General features: G+C 63.5%; 22 protein-coding genes. 10 read left to right on the plus strand and 12 right to left on the minus strand.

Annotated features, from left to right (window positions below; genetic code table 11):
* Positions 1-59 precede the first annotated feature (59 nt).
* Genes DV532_RS13425 through DV532_RS13435 form a run of 3 tightly spaced genes read right to left on the minus strand, consistent with a single transcriptional unit; the run spans position 60 to position 6,176 of the window.
* Positions 60-3,734 (minus strand): translocation/assembly module TamB domain-containing protein, encoded by a 3,675-nt coding sequence (locus DV532_RS13425; RefSeq protein ID WP_056803822.1) that lies wholly within the window; start codon positions 3,732-3,734, stop codon positions 60-62.
* Complete coding sequence (locus DV532_RS13430; RefSeq protein ID WP_056805367.1) at positions 3,731-5,473, minus strand: autotransporter assembly complex family protein; 1,743 nt, start codon at positions 5,471-5,473, stop codon at positions 3,731-3,733. Before DV532_RS13430 ends, DV532_RS13425 begins: the two co-directional genes overlap by 4 nt.
* A gap of 52 nt (positions 5,474-5,525) precedes the next feature.
* The gene (locus tag DV532_RS13435; protein WP_056803817.1) at positions 5,526-6,176 is read right to left on the minus strand and encodes an N-acetyltransferase; all 651 of its coding nucleotides are present in this window, start codon (positions 6,174-6,176) and stop codon (positions 5,526-5,528) included.
* Between the two features lie 165 nt (positions 6,177-6,341).
* On the opposite strand from DV532_RS13435, the gene xthA reads away from it, so the two are divergent.
* Positions 6,342-7,154 (plus strand): exodeoxyribonuclease III, encoded by an 813-nt coding sequence (gene xthA, locus DV532_RS13440; protein ID WP_056803815.1) that lies wholly within the window; start codon positions 6,342-6,344, stop codon positions 7,152-7,154.
* 325 nt (positions 7,155-7,479) lie between these two features.
* Here xthA and DV532_RS13445 read toward each other — a convergent pair whose 3' ends face one another.
* Positions 7,480-8,232: an anti-sigma factor gene (locus DV532_RS13445; protein WP_056803813.1), complete on the minus strand. Its 753-nt coding sequence runs from the start codon at positions 8,230-8,232 to the stop codon at positions 7,480-7,482.
* Positions 8,229-8,750 (minus strand): sigma-70 family RNA polymerase sigma factor, encoded by a 522-nt coding sequence (locus tag DV532_RS13450; protein WP_056803810.1) that lies wholly within the window; start codon positions 8,748-8,750, stop codon positions 8,229-8,231. The genes DV532_RS13445 and DV532_RS13450 overlap by 4 nt, the downstream gene beginning before the upstream one ends.
* A gap of 124 nt (positions 8,751-8,874) precedes the next feature.
* On the opposite strand from DV532_RS13450, the gene DV532_RS13455 reads away from it, so the two are divergent.
* The 5 genes from DV532_RS13455 (at position 8,875) to DV532_RS13475 (ending at position 12,717) form a co-directional block, all read left to right on the plus strand.
* The gene (locus DV532_RS13455) at positions 8,875-9,927 is read left to right on the plus strand and encodes a catalase family peroxidase (protein WP_056803807.1); all 1,053 of its coding nucleotides are present in this window, start codon (positions 8,875-8,877) and stop codon (positions 9,925-9,927) included.
* The gene (locus DV532_RS13460; protein ID WP_056803804.1) at positions 9,924-10,457 is read left to right on the plus strand and encodes a cytochrome b; all 534 of its coding nucleotides are present in this window, start codon (positions 9,924-9,926) and stop codon (positions 10,455-10,457) included. Before DV532_RS13455 ends, DV532_RS13460 begins: the two co-directional genes overlap by 4 nt.
* An 86-nt stretch (positions 10,458-10,543) precedes the next feature.
* Positions 10,544-11,749: an MFS transporter gene (locus tag DV532_RS13465; protein WP_056803801.1), complete on the plus strand. Its 1,206-nt coding sequence runs from the start codon at positions 10,544-10,546 to the stop codon at positions 11,747-11,749.
* Positions 11,750-11,828: 79 nt separating this feature from the next.
* Complete coding sequence (locus tag DV532_RS13470; protein ID WP_003248033.1) at positions 11,829-12,374, plus strand: cupin domain-containing protein; 546 nt, start codon at positions 11,829-11,831, stop codon at positions 12,372-12,374.
* 61 nt (positions 12,375-12,435) lie between these two features.
* Complete coding sequence (locus DV532_RS13475) at positions 12,436-12,717, plus strand: hypothetical protein (RefSeq protein ID WP_236707543.1); 282 nt, start codon at positions 12,436-12,438, stop codon at positions 12,715-12,717.
* Here the strand turns inward: DV532_RS13475 and DV532_RS13480 are convergent.
* Positions 12,690-13,304, minus strand: a complete 615-nt coding sequence (locus DV532_RS13480) for a 2-hydroxychromene-2-carboxylate isomerase (protein WP_056803799.1) — start codon at positions 13,302-13,304, stop codon at positions 12,690-12,692. The two genes, DV532_RS13475 and DV532_RS13480, sit on opposite strands and share 28 nt — an antisense overlap.
* Positions 13,305-13,333: 29 nt before the next feature.
* On the minus strand, positions 13,334-14,065 hold the full coding sequence (locus DV532_RS13485) for an SDR family oxidoreductase (protein WP_056803796.1): 732 nt from the start codon (positions 14,063-14,065) through the stop codon (positions 13,334-13,336).
* A gap of 89 nt (positions 14,066-14,154) precedes the next feature.
* Here DV532_RS13485 and DV532_RS13490 point away from each other — a divergent pair, with 89 nt between their 5' ends.
* Both DV532_RS13490 and DV532_RS13495 read left to right on the plus strand, forming a co-directional pair.
* Positions 14,155-14,718, plus strand: coding sequence for a TetR/AcrR family transcriptional regulator (locus DV532_RS13490; RefSeq protein WP_056803793.1), 564 nt, complete (start codon positions 14,155-14,157; stop codon positions 14,716-14,718).
* Positions 14,705-15,298, plus strand: coding sequence for a DUF4157 domain-containing protein (locus DV532_RS13495; RefSeq protein ID WP_056803790.1), 594 nt, complete (start codon positions 14,705-14,707; stop codon positions 15,296-15,298). Before DV532_RS13490 ends, DV532_RS13495 begins: the two co-directional genes overlap by 14 nt.
* 25 nt (positions 15,299-15,323) lie before the next feature.
* On the opposite strand, the gene DV532_RS13500 is transcribed toward DV532_RS13495, so the two are convergent.
* On the minus strand, positions 15,324-16,310 hold the full coding sequence (locus DV532_RS13500; protein WP_056803789.1) for a bile acid:sodium symporter family protein: 987 nt from the start codon (positions 16,308-16,310) through the stop codon (positions 15,324-15,326).
* Between the two features lie 119 nt (positions 16,311-16,429).
* Here DV532_RS13500 and ampC point away from each other — a divergent pair, with 119 nt between their 5' ends.
* A complete protein-coding gene (ampC, locus tag DV532_RS13505) occupies positions 16,430-17,572 on the plus strand; it encodes a class C beta-lactamase (RefSeq protein WP_056803786.1) in 1,143 nt (380 codons plus the stop codon).
* Positions 17,573-17,873: 301 nt separating this feature from the next.
* The gene (locus DV532_RS13510) at positions 17,874-18,206 is read left to right on the plus strand and encodes a hypothetical protein (protein WP_056803782.1); all 333 of its coding nucleotides are present in this window, start codon (positions 17,874-17,876) and stop codon (positions 18,204-18,206) included.
* Positions 18,207-18,251: 45 nt separating this feature from the next.
* On the opposite strand, the gene DV532_RS13515 is transcribed toward DV532_RS13510, so the two are convergent.
* The 4 genes from DV532_RS13515 to DV532_RS13535 form a co-directional block, all read right to left on the minus strand.
* Positions 18,252-18,563: a hypothetical protein gene (locus tag DV532_RS13515; protein ID WP_056803779.1), complete on the minus strand. Its 312-nt coding sequence runs from the start codon at positions 18,561-18,563 to the stop codon at positions 18,252-18,254.
* A 141-nt stretch (positions 18,564-18,704) separates the two neighbouring features.
* Positions 18,705-18,893, minus strand: a complete 189-nt coding sequence (locus tag DV532_RS13520; protein WP_056803777.1) for a hypothetical protein — start codon at positions 18,891-18,893, stop codon at positions 18,705-18,707.
* A gap of 136 nt (positions 18,894-19,029) precedes the next feature.
* Positions 19,030-19,350, minus strand: a complete 321-nt coding sequence (locus tag DV532_RS13525; protein ID WP_008098148.1) for a YbjQ family protein — start codon at positions 19,348-19,350, stop codon at positions 19,030-19,032.
* Positions 19,351-19,668: 318 nt separating this feature from the next.
* Positions 19,669-20,553: an EamA family transporter gene (locus DV532_RS13535; RefSeq protein ID WP_056803774.1), complete on the minus strand. Its 885-nt coding sequence runs from the start codon at positions 20,551-20,553 to the stop codon at positions 19,669-19,671.
* Positions 20,554-20,796 lie beyond the last annotated feature (243 nt).

Below are 20,796 nucleotides of genomic sequence, written 5' to 3' on the forward strand. Positions count from 1 at the left end.
AAGCTGCCGTGGCTCTATAACGCAACTTGACTCACCACAGTGTTTTTTGCGCCCCCACACTAGAAATCTCTTTTGTAAAAGATGTCCAGTGAGCTTGCCAGCCCACTGGCGGCTTCGAGGTACACCTTCTTGCTCAACTTGTAACGCAACGCGATGGTATTGGCAGGCTCGAACACCCCGACCCCGTAACGCAGGCTCAGCTTTTCGGTAAGGTTGCCGCTGGCGACCACGCTGGTGGTAGTGCCCGCGCCTTCGGTATCCAGCTGGAAGTCGTCGATCCCCAGGCTTGACGCCAGGCTGCCGGTGATGCCGGCGCTACCCGCCAGGCCCAAACCCAACGCCGCCTCGGCGAGCATGTTGTTGTCCTCGCCGGAGGTGCCCAAAGGCCGCCCCAGTACCAGGTACGACAGCGCCTGTTCCTGGCTCATGGCAGGTTCCGAGAACACCTTGGTGGTAGGCTGCTCGGCACTGCCACTCAGGCGGATACCAGCAATCACGTCGTCGACCTTGCGGATCGCTTCGATGTCCAGATAGGGCTGGTCGATGGGGCCAGCAAACAGCAGCCGCGCACGGCGAATGGTCAGGCGCTGGCCATAGGCACGATAACGGCCATCGGCCAGGCTCAACTCACCGCGGGTATCAAGGTTGTCGCCGATATGCACATGGCCAAGCAGGTTGGCCGTGAGGCCAAAGCCACTGAACGACAGCTTGTCACGGCCCACTTCAACATCAATGTCCATGGCCATCGCCATCGGCGGTTTACCTGCTTCGGTCTGGTGGCCGACAATCACCGTGTCATCCGATACTTGCACGGTGGACGGTGGCAACTCGCGCACGGTGATCTTGCCCTTGGGCACTTGCACTTTGCCGCTCACCGCCAGCTTGTCGTCGACCAGGCGCAAAGTCAGGTCCGGTGCCACCTCCAGCGTCGCATAGGGCTCGACCGTGACAGGCAGTTGCTGGCCTTGCAGGCGCAGGTCCATACCCAGTGCCTGGCCCCAGGTGAGGTTGCCGCGCAACTGGCCACGCCCCGCCTCACCGCTGCGCCAACCACCGTTAAGCTGCACCTGCTCGCCGGCAATCAACGCTTGCAGTGACAGGTCCTCAAGGCTGGCCGGCAGCTCGGCGCCACTGACTTCGCCGCCGCTGAGCATGAGGTTGCCGTTGACCTGTGGCGCTAGCAAGGTACCCGACAACCGGCCGCTGCCATTGAGCTGCCCGGCCAGGCGCTCGACCATTGGCACGAACGGGCGCGCCACCGAAAGGTCCAGCCCGGCCAGGCGGAAATCACCCGACAGCGGCTTATTTTTGCCCAGCGGGTCGAGGCGAGCGTTGACGTTCAGCTCGCCCAGGCGCTCGCCGCGAAACGCCAGGCGCGTATCGATGCGCCTTGGCGCCAGCGTGCTGTCCAGGCGCAGGGCCTGGTACGGGAAGTCGACCCAGCGGCCCTTGTCACGCACACGCAGTGTACCGCCACTGGCATCGATAACGATGTTGCCCTTTGGGCCGCTGGCCGGGATGTCCAGGTTGATGTCGGCATTGAGCAGGCCCTGCCAGGCAAAGTCTTTCGGCAGCCATTGCGCCAGGCTGCCCAGCGGGAACTGCTTGAGGTGGTAGCGCAAGCGCGGTTCGGGGGCCAGGCGCTGGTCCTCGCCACACAGGCTGGCCTGGCCGGAAAGCCAGCAATGGGCGCCGAAATCCAGTTGGCCGCTGGCCAGCCGTTGCAGGCGCGCCGGTGCCTGCAATTGCCAGTCCTGGCCACCAGCCTGGATCCGCCCGGTGGCCAGGCGCCCGCGCCAATCCCCCTTGCTCAGCTGGCCATCCAGGCCCAGGTCGAGTTTGAGTTGTGGGCCATCCAACGCCAGGGTCAGGGCTTGCTGGCGTATGTCGCCTTTGCCGTTGGCTTGCAAGGTGCCAAGTGCTGTGTCCCCCAGGCGTATACCACTCGCCTTGAGCTCGACCAGGCCGCGCTGGGCGTTATCCAGGCGGGCATCCAGGTCCAACTGCTGCAGGCGGTTTTCGCCCTGGGCCAGCCGCTGACCTTGCAAGGTCAGCGTACCTTGCGGGGCCTGCAAGGTGCCGGCTACGTCCAGCCGGCCCTTGACCTGGCCCTGCAGCCTTGGCCATAACTGGCCCAGGCGCGGCAAGTCGAGGTCAACCCGCCCGGCCAGGCGTTGCTGCAGGCTGCCACTGCCATTGATGCGGTTATCACCCAACTGGATGGCCAACGCGCCCAAGGTCCAGCTCTGCCCTGCCCCTTGGGCCTCGACCTTGAGCACTGCCGGCTGGCCGCGAAGACGGCCTTTCAGGTCAAGCTGGGCATCGACGCTTAGCCCGTCGCCTTTCATCTCGCCTTTGCTGCGCAGCGGCCCCGCCAGCGTGCCCGGCAGTTCGGCCAGCCAATAGGCCGGGTCGAGCGCCGAAAGCTGCAGGTCGACATCCCATGCCAGGGTGTCGGCAAAGCGCACGGCAACACTGCCGGCGGCCTTGCCTTGCCCAGCGCTCAGCAGCAACTGCGGCAGCTTCACCTGGCTCAGGTCGCCTTCGAATGGGCTGGCCAGGCTGAACGCACCGGCCGGGCCATCCAGGTCGCCATTGAAAGTGCCTTGGTAGTTGCCATCGCCATAGTGCACCTGGGCAATGAGGCGCTTGAGCGTGACTTCGGGCGCTGCCTCCAGTGGGTACAAGCGCAGCCACGGGAAGTCTTGCCAGTCCAGTTGAGCATCGGCGACCAAGCCTTGCTGCCAGTCGGCCGTGGCCTGCAGCTTGACGCGCTGGGTATCGCTGGCGTTCAGGTCCAATGCATCGAGCTTGGCCCCTTTGCTGTCCACCACTCCGGACAACAGCAAGGCGATTGGCGACTGCTCGGCGGGTAGATTGGCCGAGCCCGACAATTGATAGCCTTTGCGCAGGTCGCCCTTGGCATCGAGCTTGAGCTGGTTGAACTGCAGAGTGTCGGGTAGCGCGCCGGCCGGCTTGAATGCCTCGGAGCGGATCTGCAAGCTCGCTGGCAGGTGCTCGGCCAACGCCTGCAATTGCCCGCTCAACGAGGCGTCGAGGTAACCGCTGCTGCTGCCTTCGAGTTTCAGCGTGTTCTGCAGTTCGCCGCTGGCGGTCAGCGCCAGTTGCCAAGGTTTGCCGTCTACCGCTGGCAGTTGCAGCTGCGCCTGAAGTTGCACCGGCCAGTCACCTTCTGGCCGCAGGTCGCCGTTCAGGTTCAATTGCAGGTCGTCACGCTGCAGCTGCAGGCTGTCGATGCGCAGCCCGGTAGTGGTCCAGTGCGCTGCCAGTTGCAAGTCGCCAAGCAGGTCGCTGCCATCCAGGCGCAACTGGCCGATTTTGACTTCACCCAGCTCGATGGCAATGGGCAAGCGTAGGGCTGGCAATTGCAAGGGGCCGCTTTCGGCCTGATCAGCGCCTGGCGCAAACGCCATGTCGATGCGCTGCGCATGCAGTTGGCCGATACACAAGGTGGCGCGCAACAGGCACGCAGGCGACCAAGCCAGTAACGGTGCCTGCACCTCGACCCGGTTACCGGCGTCGCTCCAGCTCAACCGGCTGGCTTGCCAACTGCCGACCAGGCGCCCGTGAAAGTCGCTCACCTCAAGCCCAGGTACCTGGCCCAGCACCCAGCGGCTGCCACCTTCGGTGCCCAGCAACACGCCAACGGCCAGGCCCACGCTCGTAACCCCACCCAACAGGCCCAGCGAAATGAATTTGATCACGCGTTTCACAGCTCAGGCCCCATGGAAAAGTGCAGGCGAATGCCGCCGTCATCATCAAGCGCTTTGGCCAGGTCTAGCCGCAGCGGGCCGACCGGAGAAACCCAGCGCACGCCAAAACCGACACCGGTCTTGAGGGTGGGCAGCTCCAGGTCATTGAACGAGTTACCCTGGTCGACAAACGTCGCCACCCGCCATTTCTCGGCCAGCGAGTATTGGTATTCCACGCTGCCTGCCACCAAGTAGCGCCCACCGATGCGGTCGCCGTCACTGTTTTTGGGCGACAGGGTCTGGTAGTCATAGCCGCGCACACTCTGGTCACCACCGGCAAAGAAGCGCAGCGACGGTGGGATATTGTTCTTGTAGCCATTGGTAGCGCTGCCACCGAATTGCACGCGGCCCAGTAAACGATGCTTGTGGCCAAGCGTGGTCAAGCCCTTGAGCAGGACATTGCCATGCAGCAGGTTGGTGTCCGAAACCAGCCCCTCCTTGGCAACCTGAGCATCGAACTGCAGGCGGTAGCCGTTGTGCGGGTCGATACGGTTGTCGCTGCGCAGGTAGGAATAGCTCACCCCTGGCATCAACAGATTGCTCAGGCCGGAGTCGTCGCCCAGGCGGTATTCTTCGCGCTGATACTTGAGCGAGATGACCCGTTGCCAGCCGCTGGGCAGTTTGCTGTGCCACTCCGGGCCGACCGTCAACAGCTTACTCAGGGTGTCGGTCCCGGCGATTTCTTCGTTCTGGTAGCCGCCGGCGAAGCGCAGCTTGTCGGTCAGCGGCGGGTCAAGCGGGATGTCGTACCACAGGCCGACGTTCTGCCGGGGCGCCGACAGTTCGGTTTCCCAGCCATAACTGTGGCCTTGCGGGTTGACCCAGTGGCGGGTCCAGTTGGCCTTGCCGCGCGGCCCAACGTCAGTCGAGAAGCCCAGGCCCAGGCCCATGGTGCGTGGTTTGCGGGTTTCCAGGTGAACATCCACCGGGACCTCCTCGCCCACTGCCGCGGTGGGCGCGGCATCGACGCGTACCCCTTCGAAATAGCCGCTCGATTGCAGGTCATTGTTCAGTTCGGCGACCAGTTCGGAATCGTAGGGTGTGCCGGGCTTGAACGAGACCATACGCTGCAGCAGGTCGTCGTCCAGCGGTGTGTCGCCACCAAAGGTGACCGCGCCGAGGTGATAGCGCGGGCCACTCTGGTAGACCAGTTCGATATCGGCCACGCCAGCCTGCGGGTCGACCGCCAGGCGCTGGCGGCTGAAGCGCCCACTGAAAAAGCCATAGCGTGACGCCTGGTTCTGGATCAGCCGCTTGGCATCTTCGTAACGGCCGTGGTTGAGTTGTTCGCCCGCGCGCAGCGCCTTGCTGTCAGGCACACGAAAGGCCTTCATGTCGCTGGCGGGGCCTTCGATGCGCACGGTCACATTGCGCAGGCGAATCGGCTCGCCCGGGTCGATGGTGATGATCAGTTGCGGTGCACGGTCAGCCTGGCTGGCGGGTTTGACCTCGGTATCGATCTGCGCCTGGTAGTAGCCAAGTGCCTGCGCGGCTTTGTGCGCCTGCTCCAGTGCGCCGCGACTGAAGCGCAGCAGCGCTTCTTCATCGCGGTCGCCAAGGGTACCGATATAGCCTTCGACATTAGCCTTGAGCGCTTTGTTGGCCGGTTTAACCTTCACCAGCAACTCGCTCTGGCCCCATGCTGCGAAACTGGCGGCCCAGATAACCAAGCCCCAGGTCAATCTTCCTGAATACGTCATGCGGCGCATGCTACCAGAGCCGGGCGCTCAAGGGAGCCGCCGCGCGGCCTGCTCAGGCAAAAGCGGAATTGGAAGAGACCGGATTGGGATGGAAGAACACCCTCTCTCGGATTGGCCCTACAGCGACCTCGCCAATTTCCTCATAACCCTGGCGCTGGTAAAAGGCCAGGTAGTGCTCATTGCCAGTGTCCAGCACCACGCCCTGAGTGCTTGCATCGTCCGCGCACCAGTCGTGCACAGCCTGTAACAATTGCTCGCCATAGTGCTTGCCCTGAAATTGCGGGTGGACGCCTAACAGCGGTAGCACGTGGACCTTGTCGGTAGGCAGGCAAGTGGCCAGGGCGGCCTGGTAATCCATGTAGCGGCGCGTGCAGCGCAAGCCGGTGCCCAGCATCATGCGCAGGCGCCAAGCCCAGCTGTCGGCCACGCCCAACCGGCGCAGCGGCGGTACGATCAGTGCCAGGGCAATCAGGCGGTCCTCCACCAGCAGGCCGATGGCAGGCAGTTGCAAATAGAAGTGCTGACGCACCCACTCACGCACCATCACCCGCAGGCGCCGTTCATAGCCTGGGCGCTGGGCCTCGAAAATATAGGCAAAGGTGGGCTCGTGACGGTAGGCGTTGTACAGCAACGAACGCGCCTCGCGGCTGTAACCATCATCGAGCAAACAGACACGGGCTGGGGCGACAGTGGTTTCGGGCATTGCGAGTAGACCTCCTGGAATGGGCATACAGTGCCTTGGAGGTGCGCTCACCGCGCATCGTTCCCCCCCAGGAAAGGACGTTAGCAGCAGGCTCCGAAAGCCGCCATGCTGGTGGTGACATGCGATGTCGGCTAGCATCGCGCCTTTTACCGGGATTGTCTTTCCATGAAGATCGTCTGTTTCAACATCAACGGCCTGCGGGCCCGCCCGCACCAGCTGGCGGCGCTGATCGAAAAGCACCAGCCGGACGTGATTGGCCTGCAGGAAACCAAAGTCAGCGACGATCAGTTCCCGTTGGCCGACGTGCAGGCCCTGGGTTACCACGTGCATTACCACGGGCAGAAAGGCCACTATGGCGTCGCCTTGCTGTCGCGCCAGGCCCCACTAAGCTTGCACAAGGGCTTTGCCACCGATGACGAGGACGCCCAGCGCCGCTTCATTTGGGGCACCTTCGCCGATGCCGACGGCAGCCCGATTACCATCATGAACGGCTACTTCCCCCAGGGTGAAAGCCGCGACCACCCCACCAAGTTCCCGGCCAAGCAACGCTTCTACAGTGACCTGCAAGCGTTACTCGAAGGCCAGTTCCGCAACGATCAGCCATTGCTGGTGATGGGTGACATGAACATCTCGCCGCAGGACTGCGACATCGGCATCGGCCCGGACAACGCCAAGCGCTGGCTCAAGACCGGTAAGTGCAGCTTCCTGCCGGAAGAGCGTGAGTGGATGGAACGCTTGAAGGGCTGGGGGTTGGTGGACAGCTTCCGCCACCTGCACCCAGAGGTGAGCGACCGCTTCAGCTGGTTCGACTACCGCAGCCGCGGCTTCGAGGACGACCCCAAGCGCGGCCTGCGCATCGACCTGATCATGGCCTCGCAGCACTTGGTGCCGCGGATCAAGGCGGCAGGTGTCGATTATGAACTGCGCGGGATGGAAAAGCCGTCGGATCATGCACCGATCTGGCTGGAGTTGAGCTGAGTTTAGTAGTGGGGCACCTGGTGCATGCCTTGGGTCCTGCGTTGACTGTGAGATCGAGCGCCGCCCGCGCGGCGCTTCGCGGGGCAAGCCCGCTCCCACATCTGTTTCGGGCCAGTCACTCCTGTGAGGCCTCTGTCCGCCTTGTTTGCTCCATTCGATATCTAGGGGGCGGCTACTGTTCATCAGTCTTCAGCCATGCACCAAGGCTGCAACCCACCTGGCACAGGAATAATTGGCCCGAAATAGATGTGGGAGCGGGCTTGCCCCGCGAAGCGCCGCGCGGGCGGCGCTCGATCTCACAGTCAACGCAGGCCCCAAGGCATGCTCACAAACCCAACCGCAACGCTTCCCCCACTCCCGCCCGGCGCACATCATCCGCCGCGCTGACCAAGGCAAAGTTGTAAGGCCCATGTGACCAATACCGCGCCTCCAGCTGGCCATCCACCCGCTGCCCGTCCGGCATGCGCCGGTACTGCTCACCCGGTGAGCGCAGGAACAGGCTGATACGCTGCCCCTTGCCATCTTCAAACACCAGCAACGCCGCCGGCCCTTGCTCGTTGCTGAGCAGCCGCGCGCCCACCGGCTTGAAGCCATACCCTGCCAAGTCCGGCACCTGCCCCACACGGCTGAAATGCCGCCCCAACCAATCACGCAGTTGCCCAGGGTCAGTGGCCTGAATATCCAGCGCCTCGCTGCCGGCGAACAAACGGTGCGCCTGGACGGCATCGGCCATCGGCAGGTCGGCGCGGGCCAAGGCCGCATCGCGCACCTGCCAACCGCCCAGGCCGCCAACCCCAACCGCCAGGAACAGCACCGCCGCCATGGCCCAGCGCCGCTGCCGACGTTGGCGCAGTTGCCGGCGCAACTGGCCCAGGTCCAACTGCGCCGCCCCAGGCAGTTCGCCAAAGCCGGCCAGCGCCGCACGCAGCCGACGCCCATCGGTACGCCAACCCTCGACCTTGGCCGCCGCCTGCGGGTTGACCGCCAGCCAGGCCTGCACCTCAGCGCGGCGCACAGGCTCCAGGCGCTCATCGACGTAGGCGTGCAATTCATCTTCGCTGGGGATCAGGCGCGTCATTTCAGTCTCCGCAAGGCCGGGGGCTGCGGGTTGCCCTCGGTCAATTCACGCAAGGCATTGCGGGCGCGCGACAAGCGCGACATCACCGTGCCAATAGGTATACCCAGGGCCTGGGCGGCCTCCTTGTAGCTCAAACCTTCGATGCTGACTAGCAGTAACAAGGCACGCTGCTCTGCCGTGAGCTGGGCGAAGGCCTGCAAGTCGGCCTGGGCCAAAAAAATGGCCTCGAGGTTGCCGCCGGCGGGCTCGTCGTCGCGCTCGCCTCGGCCAAACCACGACAGCCAGCGCGCATGCAGGCGGTCGCGGCGCTTACCGTCGAGGAACAGCCGATAAAGGATGGTAAACAGCCAGGCCCGCAACGCATCGGCATCGCGTTGCTGGTCGCGCCGGCTCAAGGCTCGCTCAACCGTGGCCTGCACCAGGTCGTCGGCGCTGCCCGGCTCACGGGTCAGCCAAACGGCAAAGCGGCGCAAGCGGGCAAGTAGCTCGCGCCACTGGTGGTCGTCCAGATCGTGCATGGCAAAGTCCCGGCCTCTGGGGTTGTCAGTGTAAGGGGCAGACGCCTGTCAGGAAATTCTATTCCCGATGAGGGAATAAGTTTTTCCCTGCGCCGTCGTACTGGCACCTTCACTGAACCGGACGATGACCATGAACTCACCCCTGCACGGCCACGCCAAGGCCTTGCGCCTGGCCGCCATCGGCGCCGTGATGCTGGCCGCGGGCGCCGGCTTTGCCTATGCCGCCGGCTGGCTTGGCGCCCCCCGGCTGACCCCGCAACGCATCATCGACACCTTCGAAACCCAAGCGGGGCATTACCCAGGCTACCGCAAAAACCACGCCAAGGGCCTGTGCGTCAGCGGTTACTTCCAGCCCAGCGGGCAGGCTGCAAACCTGTCCACGGCGCGAGCGTTCAGCCAAGCCCGGGTGCCGGTGATCGGCCGCTTCGCCATTGGCGGCGCCAACCCGTTCGCGCCAGACACCGGCATACCGGTGCGCAGCCTGGCCATTCAGCTGAGCACTGATGACGGCCAGGTCTGGCGTACTGGTATGAACAACCCGCCGGTACTGGCGGTAAGCACGCCGCAAGGGTTTTATGAGCAAGTACTGGCGGGCGCGCCGGACCCAGCCACCGGCAAACCAAACCCAAGCAAAATGCAGGCGTTCTTTGCGGCTCACCCGGAAAGTGCAGCGTTTCGCCAATGGGCGGCGGCCTACAAGCCCAGTGACAGCTTCGCCAGCACGCAGTACCACAGCATCAATGCCTTCCGCCTCATCGACGCAAGCGGTGCAGCCCACCCGGTGCGCTGGCAGCTGGAGCCGCAAACAGGGTTTGCCGCCCTGCCCGCCCAAGTAGATGACAAACAATTCCTGCAGCATGACCTGCAGCAGCGCCTGGCCCAGGGCCCCTTGCGCTGGACACTGCGCCTGATACTGGCCGAACCAGGCGATGCGGTGGACGACCCTGCCCGCCCCTGGCCTGCCGAGCGGCGCAATGTCGACGCTGGCACCCTGGTACTGGAACAGGTTGATGCCCCCGAACAAGGGGCGTGCCGCGATCTCAACTTCGACCCGCTGATCCTGCCCCACGGCATCGAAGCGTCAGGCGACCCGATCCTCGCCGCCCGCTCCGCCGCCTATTCGGAATCCTTCAACCGCCGCAGCCGCGAATCGCTCAGCACCGGAGCCCGCCCATGAAACCCGCAGCCTTCCACCCCTTCGCCCGCCTGCTGCATTGGCTGATGGCCGTGTTGATCCTGGCCATGTTGTTCATTGGAGTGAGCATGGTTGCCGACCTATCGCCCCGCCACCCCGTGCTGATCGGCCTGCACAAGGCCACCGGGCTGGCGCTGCTGGTACTGGTGGTATTGCGCATCGGCGTGCGCCTGGCCGTGGCTCACCCGCCGTTACCGCAAGACCTGCCAATGCTACAGCGCTGGGCTGCCGGGGCCTCGCACCTGCTGCTCTACGGCCTGATGCTGGCCATGCCACTGCTCGGCTGGGCCATGCTGTCGGCCGGCGCCTACCCCCGCCCGCTGGGCTTGCCGGCCATCGCCCCGCATAACCTGCAGCTATACGCCGTGTTGCGCCAGGCCCATGGCTGGGCCGGCTACCTGCTGTTCGCCACGGTGCTGGTGCATGTAGGCGCCGCCTTGATGCATGCATGGGTGCGCCGCGATGGCGTGTTGCGTAGCATGTGGCCTGGCCCCCTGCGCCGTAGCGAATGACCCAAGGCAGCCCAGGAGGTTCGACATTCCATAACCATTCTTAACAAGCTCGGCTTTGTATTTGCCGTACCGCTCTGGACTGCCCTATGAACGTTGCAAAGGACACTGCCACCCTATTACCCACCAACACCTTGAACTTGCGTCCACTGCTGCTAGCCAACATGGCTTGCACCATGTCGATGATGGCGTTCGTCGCCCTGATCGGGCCAATCGCGCGCCAGCTTGGCATGGCCACCTGGCAAGCCGGTGCCGCCGTGACCGTGGCGGGCGTGGTCTGGGTGCTGCTGGCCCGGCCATGGGGCCGCGCGGCAGACCGCCTGGGCCGCCGGCGCATCCTGCTGCTGGGCAGTGCCGGTTTCACCTTGGCCTACTGGCTGCTGTGCCTGTTCGTCGAAGGGGCGCTGCGCTGGCTGCCGGGGGCAACCTTGGCCTTCATCGGCCTGATGGTTGCGCGCGGCTGCATCGGCGCCTTCTACGCGGCCATCCCGGTGGGCTGCAACGCACTGATCGCCGACCATGTCGAACCACAGCGCCGGGCCCGGGCCATGGCCTCGCTGGGGGCGGCCAACGCTGTCGGCCTGGTGATTGGGCCGGCGCTGGCGGCGCTGCTGGCGCGGCATAGCCTGAGCCTGCCGTTTCATATCATGTCGTTGCTGCCAGCCAGTGCCTTCCTGGTCCTGCTGTTCACCCTCAAGCCGCAGGCGCTGCCCCACAACTACGCCCCCAGCCCGGTGCGGCTGAACGACCCACGCCTGCGGCGGCCCTTGTTGGTGGCGTTCAGCGCCATGCTCAGCGTCACCGTGTCGCAGATCATCGTCGGTTTTTTCGCCCTCGACCGCCTGCACCTGGGCCCGGCCGAAGCCGCCCAGGCCGCCGGCGTCGCCCTGACCACGGTGGGCGTGGCGCTGATACTGGCGCAGGTGCTGCTGCGCCAGCTGGAATGGCCGCCACTCAAGATGATCCGGGTGGGTGCCACGGTTTCGGCCTTGGGCTTTGCCTGCGGCTCGCTGGCCACTACCGCGCCCGGGCTGTGGGCTTGCTACTTTGTCGCGGCGGCGGGCATGGGTTTTGTCTTCCCGGCATTTTCCGCACTGGCGGCCAATGCCATGCACGCGTCTGAGCAAGGCGCCACCGCCGGCTCCATCGGCGCCGCCCAGGGTATGGGCGCGGTGATCGGGCCACTGGCCGGCACCCTGGTGTATGCCCTTGATCCACGCTTGCCATTCCTGGTGGTGGCTGCGCTGTTACTGCTGGTTGGCTTATGGCCGATGCCGCGCGAACGAAGGGCCTGACAAGCAGCGCGCAAGCGTGCAGAGTGTGTTTTAATGCGCGTCGATCATTATTATTGACACCTCTAATTACAAGGCGGCTATGGACACGGGGACGCGACTCAAACTGGTGCGTGAACGCAACAACCTCTCCCAGCGGGAACTGGCCCGCCGCAGCGGGCTGACCAATTCGACGATCTCGCAGATCGAACAGAATCGCGTCAGCCCCTCGGTCAGTTCCCTGAAAAAGCTGCTCGAGGGCATTCCCATGAGCCTGGCGGAGTTCTTCAGCTTCGACGAGCCGGTGCGCGAAGAGCGCTACGTATTCCGTGGTGGCGAACAGCCAGACCTGGGCCGCAACGGCCTGCGTATGCTGCTGGTCGGCGCCAGTGTCGAAGGCCGGCAAATGCGTATGCTGCGTGAACTGTATGCACCCGGTGCCGATTCGGGCGAGCCGATCGTGCATGCCGAGGGCGAAGAATGTGGCCTGGTTACCCGGGGCACGGTCGAGCTATGGGTCGATGGCCAGGTGAGCGTGCTCAACTCCGGTGACGGTTACTACATCCCCACTACCCTGCCGCACAGCTTCAAGAACATCGGCCCTGACGAGGCCGAAATCATCAGCGCCAACACCCCGGCTAATTTCTGATTGGATGATGAAAGGGGCTGCTTCGCAGCCCTTTCGCAATACACAGCCCCACTGGAGCAGCATGAACGCGCGGACTGTCTACCAATGCCTGCGCGACGCCGCCCTGGGCATCCATGCCTTATCCATCGAGGCTCGCCTTGCCCATGGCGTGGTGAACGTTGCCATCGACGACTGGCACCTGACCCTGACGCTGGACAGCGAGGGCCTGGCCCAATGCGTTCACTGCACAGCCCCCAACGGCGAACAGGCCGGGGTCGAGGATTGGCAGCGCTATGGCACCAACCCCACCGACCTGCTCAGCCTCTGGGAGCGCACTCAGCTGGAAAGGCTGCTGGCACCTTGACGCAAGGCCTCCTCAACGAAGTCCAGTCGGTCCTGGCCGAAGAACATCTCATCCGCGACGAAGCAGGTCGGCGCGCCAAACACCCCGCGCTTCACGGCCTCTTCGGTCGCTTGCCGGAGCACAGCCTTCACCTCGTCATCCGCCGCCAGCACGCGAAAAACCTGCGGGTCAAAGCCGCCCTGGCTTAGCGTCTGGTCAAGTACGGCGTTATCGCCAAGGTTGCGGCGCTGCGCGAACAGCCCGGTGAACAGCACCTGCAGCAGCGCTTCGAAGCGCTCCGGCGAGCGCAATTGAGTGCCCACTGCCCCCCGCATCAGGGTCAAGGTATTTACCGGAAACCCCGGTGGCAGCCCGTAAGGCACCCCATAGCGGGCAGCAAAACGTGCCAGGTCGGTAAACAGGTAGCGCCCCTTGGCCGGGATCATGGCCGGCGAGGCATTGCCTGTGGCCTGGAAAACCCCGCCCAGTAGCATCGGCCGGTAGCGCAGCGTGGCACCCTGGCGGGCACACAAGCCCGGCAATTGAGTCCAGGCCAAGTAACTGGCCGGGCTGCCCAGGTCAAAAAAGAAATCGACAATCTTCTGCATAGACAAGGTCCTTGCTTGGTTAAAGGGGTTTACCAGCGTTCCATCCAAGGCCGCAGGTCCAGCTCGAACGTCCAGGCGTCACGAGGTTGGGCGTGCAGGAACCAGTAGCTGTCAGCGATGTGGGCCGGTTCAAGGATGCCATCCTGGTCCTTGAGGGCGTAGCGTTCGGGGAAACTGTCGCGGATGAAAGCAGTGTCGATGGCGCCGTCCACCACCACATGCGCGACATGAATGTTTCGCGGCCCCAGCTCGCGCGCCATGCTTTGGGCCAAGGCACGCAAGCCGTGCTTGGCTCCGGCGAACGCCGCGAAACCCGCCGCGCCACGGGTGCCGGCGGTGGCACCGGTGAACAGGATGGTGCCGCGTTCGCGCTGGACCATTCGCCGGGCGACCGCCTGGGCTGTTAGAAAGCCAGCAAAACAGGCCATTTCCCAAACTTTGAAATACTTGCGCGGGGTTTCTTCGAGGATGCTACATGGCACATTAGCACCGATATTGAAGACAAAAGCTTCGATTGATCCGATATCTCGCTCTATCTTCTCCACCAGCGTCGCCACCTCGTCTTCCTTACGCGCATCGGAGCCAAAGCCGTGGGCCTGGCCGCCGGCGGCGCGAATCTCATCCAGCAGCGGCTGCAACTTGTCAGCCTGGCGCCGCGTCACGCAGGCAATGTAACCCTCGCGAGCAAAGCGCTTGGCAATCTCGCCACCCGTAGCATCACCTGCACCAATCACCAGCACTACTTTTTGTTGTTGTGACATGCCTGCCTCAATGGGTGAATGATCGTTTAGTAAACGAACGCTATGTTATGATCGCCGCCATCGTCAAGCCCGCCTGCAGAGGCAAGTGAATGCGCTACTCCAACCAACACAAACAGCAAACCCGCGAGCGGCTGCTGGCCAGCAGCGGCGCGCTGGCCAAGCGCGGGGGTTTTGCCAGCACCGGCGTGGCCGGGTTGATGAAGGCAATTGGCCTGACTGGCGGTGCCTTCTACAACCACTTCCCGTCCAAGGACGAGCTATTTACCGAGGTGGTACGCCAAGAGCTGAGCAACAGCCCCCTGGCGCGCCTGGCTAACCAGGGCGCCAGCCGCGAACGCCTGGGCCGCTGCCTACAGCAGTACCTGAGCCTGGCCCACCTGCACAATGCCGAGGGTGGCTGCCCGCTGCCGCCGCTGGGGGTGGAGATTGCCCGGGCTGAAGCACCGGTGCGCGCGGTGGCCGAGCATTGGCTGGTGGAGCTGCACCAAGCCTGGAGCACAACACTGGAGGACGACCAATTAGCCTGGGTGCTGATCAGCCAGTGCGTCGGCGCCTTGTTGGTTGGGCGCATGCTGGCTACTGAAAGCGTGCAGGCGCAAGTCCTGGACGCAAACCGACAGTTTGTCGAGAAGGCCCTTCATGAAGCGCCTTAGTGCATTGCTGGGGCTGCTGCTAGCCCTGCCTGCGCTTGCCGAACAGGCCTGCCCACCAGGGCAGTACCAGGTGTGCCTGATGGGTTGTTTTTGTGCGCCAATCGACCCCGGGCAGGCCGGGCAGATCCTCAAGGATGTCGAAGTCATGGCGTCCTCCAGCCTGACCTACGCCTTGCAGCAGGCCCGCGACGAAGCCACCGCCAGCGGCGTCGAGCCGATCCCGTTACATATTCGCGCCCAACTCGAACCCTGGTATGACTTCGCGGTGCTCGATGCGGCGCGTTTCCGCGTGGGTGACGAACAGCAGATGAGCGCAGCCAATGCGCTGCTGCAGAACCCCGACGTAAATGCCGTGACGCTGATCGATACGGTCATCTTCCGCCGCCCCGGCGATGCCGAAGACAATGTGGCGTTGTGGGCGCACGAGCTCAAGCATGTGCAGCAGTATCAGCAGCTGGGTGTAGCGGAGTTCGCCCGGCGCTATACGCGCAACTATGACGACCTGGAAGCGCCTGCATACAAGATCGAGGCCGAGGTGAGCAAGGCGCTACGCGAGCGTGGCTTTGGCCAGGCAAGATAGCAGTAGCGCCGGAACGTACTGGGTGTCAGGCCGCCGAAGCGGCAGCCACCTGCTCACGGCTGGCATAGCGCTGCGCCAGCACCGCACACACCATCAACTGGATCTGATGGAACAGCATCAGCGGCAAAATCATCGCGCCAATGCCACTGCCGACGAACAGGACCTGGGCCATCGGCACCCCGGTGGCCAGGCTCTTCTTGGAACCGGCGAACAGGATGGTAATGCGGTCCTCCAGGTCAAAGCCCAGCAACTTGCCGAGCAGCCGGGTGCCGAACAGCACTACCGCCAGCAAGATCCCGCACACGGCAAACAAGCCGGCAAGATGCTGCGGCGATACGGTGTGCCAAAGCCCGGTAACCACTGCCTCGCTGAAGGCGGTATAGACCACCAGCAGGATCGACCCCTGGTCCACTATTTTCAGCCAGCGTGCATTGCGCTTCACCCAGGCGCCGATCCAGCGCCGCGCGATCTGTCCAGCCACAAACGGCACCAGCAGTTGCAAGGTGATTTTCAGCACAGCATCCAGGCCCGAGCCGGTATCACCGCTGGCTCCCAGCAGCAGCATCACCAACAACGGCGTAAGGAAGATACCCAGCAAGCTGGATGCCGCGGCACTGCAAATCGCCGCGGGTACGTTACCGCGTGCCAGCGAGGTAAAAGCGATGGCCGATTGCACCGTGGCCGGCAAGGCACACAGGTACAGCACGCCCAAGTACAGCTCGTTGCCCACCAGTGGCACGAACAGCGGCTTGAACGCCAGGCCTAGCAGCGGGAACAGCAGGAAGGTGCAGGAGAACACCAGCAGGTGCAGGCGCCAGTGCCCAGCGCCCGCGATAATGGCCTCGCGCGACAGCTTGGCACCGTGCAGGAAAAACAGTAGGCCGATGGCCAGGTTGGTCAGCCAGCCGAAATACACCGCGCCGTCGCCCGAGCACGGCAGCACGGTGGCAATCAGCACCACCCCAAGCAAGGCCAAGGTGAAGTTGTCGAATAACATGCGCAAATACTTCATAGCGGCTTCCGTCTTGTCATTGTGCAAGGGCAGACGATAAGGTCTTCGGCTTTTCGCCGCTAACGCCGGAACCCCCACCGGTATCGCTCAACGGACACGCTCCAGCAAAGGACCCGCCCATGCCCCTCAACCGCCTGGCTGCACTGGCTGCCGCCATCACCCTCTGCCTGGGCCACGCCGCCGCTCAAGCCGACGACCCGTTGCACGCCAAGGTCGACCGGATCATTCGCCCGTTGATGCAGGAGCAAGGCATCGCCGGCATGGCCGTGGCGATCTATGCCCGCGACCACGCTCACTACTTCAACTATGGCGTGGCCAGCAAGGCTGACAATGTGCCTGTCAGCCAAGACACGCTGTTCGAGATCGGATCGCTAAGCAAGACCTACACCGCCACCTTGGTCGCACTGGCCAGTGCCGAAGGCAAGCTGGACCTCAACGCCCCAGCCAAGCGCTATCACCCAGCACTGGCCGGCGCGCCCCTCGGCGACGCGACAGTGCTGGAACTGGGCACCTACAGTGCCGCCTGCCTGCCCTTGCAGTTCCCGGATACGGTGCAGACGCAGCAGCAGGTGGTGGCGTTTTTCCGCCACTGGCAGCCGCGGGCCAAACCGGGCAGCCAACGTTGTTACTCGAACCCCAGCCTGGGCCTGTTCGGTGACTTGGGCGCACGCGCCCAGCAGCAACCCTTTGCCACGTTGATGACCTACGGCCTGCTGGCAAAAATGGGCCTGAAGGACACCTACCTGACGGTTCCAGACAGTGCCCAGGGGCGCTATGCCCAAGGCTACGATGCCGCGGACCAACCCGTGCGAGTCGGCCCCGGCCCGTATGCCGACGAGGCCTATGGCATCAAGACCAGCGCCAGTGACCTGCTGCACTACGTGCGCCTGCACATGCAGCCAGCGGGCCTGCCGCCGGCACTGGTGCAAGCCACGGCCATCACCCAACGGGGCTACTTCCAGGTCAGCGCCATGACCCAGGGCCTAGGCTGGGAGCGCTACCCCTACCCGGTCACGCTGAGCACACTGATCGAAGGCAACAGCCCGCGGCTTATTCGTGAGCCGCAGGCGACCACCCGCCTGCAACCGGCACTGCCGGCGCTACCGGCAGCCTGGTACAACAAAACCGGCGCAACCAATGGCTTCGGCGCCTATGCCGCGTTCGTGCCCGCCGAACAGCTTGCGGTCGTGTTACTGGCCAACCGCAATTACCCAAACGAAGCCCGCGTGCGCGCAGCCTTCGAGATCCTGTCCGGGCTGTAGTGCCAGTCGCGATTGTCGAACAAAACAACAGGAATGTAGTGACAAAAAATATTCACTACAAAATGGTTGACGCCGTTCATCGCCCTTGTGCATGATTAAGCCGTCTCCCCGATCGGGAGCGGTGGCAAGGGTGTTCCAGACGGCTTGCGCGGTAACGCAAGCCGTCCGTGGAGAGGGAAACTGTCCAAAAGGCAGCGTGAGAAAGCCCCTGTTGCGATGCTGCTGTAGCAGCCTTGGTAGTGCGCTACACCGTGGTAGCGCCAACTGTGAAAATCACCTACGAATGGGTAATGGGGGCTTTATGATGAACTTGAACAACAATCCCACAATCGACCAATTGGCCCAGCTGTTCGCCGGGCGCAAAGACAGCCTCGACGACCATCTGCTGTGGGTTAGCCAGACCGGTGAAGTGCGCCTCGACCGCCTGCCACCGAACACTATCGAAGATGAATTTGAAGAGCACCTGCCCAGCATGCGTGCCCGTTTCAAGGTCTACCGCCGCGGCCAAGGCTACGTCGGCAAGAAGGCCGCCGCCGACACCGAGTTCGTTGGCCGCGTGCTGCAGACCCTGCAACAAGAATGGCCCGCTGCCCGTGAGCAGCAGGCAGTCAAGGTGATCGAACCGCTCAACTGAGGTTCCCACCCTTACCGGAGCCCGGCCCACATAGGCCGGGCTTTTTCATGCCTGGCGCCGCTGGCTGCCAGTTTGCGGCAAAGGCAAGGCACCAATTGCCATCGCCCGTGCACGGTCGACACCCCACACCAAGGCGCGGGTCATGGTCTCGCCTGGTCGTGCAGGGTAGTACTCCTCCAGCAATGCCCGCCCGTCTCCGCCATACAAACCCAGGAACAACTGGGTAGCCCCCAGACGTGACAAGCGCACCTGCACATCCAGCGTGGTGCCGTCACTGAGTGCCTCGTCGTGGCTGCGGCTGTGCAACTGGGCATCGGCCCACTGCCAATAGGTCTCTTCCCTGACTCGCATAAGCATTCAATCCTCCGTTGCTGAGAATGCCGCGCAAGAAAACCACAGCCTTGACCATCCGGCGAGCGCTACCCGGCAATGCCATGAGGCGGATCAACGAACAGCCACAAAAAACCCCGCCATTCGGCGGGGTGTGCTGGAGCGGGATCACTTCTTCAGCGGAACCCGCGGCATAAAGCGGCCTTTTTTGCTGCGCTGCAGGTGTGCAGGCTGGAGCTGTTCGGAATCATCCAGCGTCATGTGGGCGAAGCCCAAGCGGTATGCCGCCTGGCCGCAACGCACTTGGCTGTTGATGGGGAACGCATCGTTCAGGTCTTCGAAAAAGGATTCGCTCATGCCCTGTCTCCCTCCAGTGGCGGGCGCGCCGGCAACCGACCAGTTGCCCAGGTAAACGCGACCTGAAAGTGAGACTAGCTGGTCATTTGCCGACCGCCCAAACTAACGCCCTGGACCCGACAAGCGGCAAAAGGCTCTATTTCAAGCGTACTGCCGTGCCGGTGGCAAATACCACGACCATGCCGCCCTGTACCGACGGCATGCTGATCTCGAAATCCACTCCCACTACGGCATCGGCATGCAACTGGCGTGCCCGCGCCTTGAGTTCCTCGGTTGCCTGCTCCCGAGCCTCGCGTAGCGCGCTTTCCAGGGTTTGTGAGCGGCCGCCGAAGAAGTCGCGAAACCGTGCAAAGAAATCGCGCACGAAGTTGATGCCTTGCACCGATTCGGAACTGACCACGCCCAGGTATTCGGCGATTGGGCGGCCTTCGAGCTGGCTGGTGGTGGAAATGATCATGGGCGCTCCCTTGGCCTGGCAAAAGAGGCAGATTCTAACAGAGCGCCGGAACGTGTTAACCCGCGAATGGGCCGGACCGACCGGCCAATCTCTCTTAGGGGTTCACCGCTGCCAGCGCCACCGCATTCGCGGGCAAGCCCGCTCCTACGCCCATAGCGGTGCTGGCACACTGCGTTGTCCACCGCCCACACCGTCGCTTGTTGTAGGAGCGGGTTTACCCGCGAATAGGCCGGACCGGCCGGCCAATATCTCCTAGGGGTTCACCGCTGCCGGCACCACCGCATTCGCGGGCAAGCCCGCGCCGACAATGGCAGCTGTTCAGGCGCTGACCGTTCGCAAGCGCTGCCCAATCCGGGCGCCGAATACGTTCACCAGCAACCCGGCCATTACCAGCAGTGCCCCCCAGCCTTGGGTTGCAGTCAAGCGTTCACCCAATAACAGCGCCGACGAACTCAAGCCAATCACCGGCACCAGCAGCGAGAACGGCGCCACCTTACCCGCCGGATGGCGCGACAGCAGCTTGCTCCACAAGCTGTAACCGAGCATGGTGGCGACAAAGGCCAGGTAGGCCAGGGCCAGCACCGAACTCAAGCTGATGTTGGCCAGGGCATGGCCAATGCGCTCCGGCCCTTCCAGCCACCAAGACAATGCCAGGAACGGCAGTGGCGGGATCAGCCCGCCCCAGATCACCAGCGCCACCAGGTCAACCGAGCCAAAGCGCCGGGTAATGATGTTGCCCACACCCCACATGGCACCTCCACACAGGGTTAGCGCCAACGCCAGAATTGGCACATGGCCACCATTTTCACTACCGATCAGCGCCAGGCCGCTGGCCGCCACCAGCAGCCCCAGCACGCTGGCCAGGCGCAGGCGCTCACCGAGAAACAGCGCGGCGAAGCCGAGGGTGAAGAACGCCTGCGATTGCAGGATCAGCGAAGCCAACCCTGGCGGCATGCCGCTGTCCATGGCTTGGAACAGGAAGGCGAACTGGCCCAGCGAAATAGTCGCGCCGTAGGCGATCAGCCAGCGCCACGGCAACTTGGGCCGTTTCACCAGCAGGATCGCCGGGAAGGCCACCAACAAGAAGCGCAACGCCCCCAGCAACATCGGCGGCAAGCCATCAAGGCCAACCTTGATGACCACGAAGTTGACTCCCCAGGCGACGATCACCACCAGGGCAATGAGCAAGTCCTTGAGCGGCATGGCGGCTTCCTTCTTGAGGCTTTTTATACATATTTCGTTACAGCATAAGGGTATTACGTTCCGAGGGACCAGCACAGTTGAGGCCAACGGTTGCGCAACAGTGACTGTTACGACCCTCGCATTTCACCTGCCCGAGTATGAGCGCGCAGCACGCAGTGGGCATCCTCGCAGTCCTTTCGGCCGGTGCCGCGCCAGTAAAAAAACAAGTTGATTTTTTACTGAAGCTACACTTTTATAGCAAAA

The sequence above is a fragment of the Pseudomonas sp. Leaf58 genome (assembly GCF_003627215.1).
Lineage (GTDB): Bacteria > Pseudomonadota > Gammaproteobacteria > Pseudomonadales > Pseudomonadaceae > Aquipseudomonas.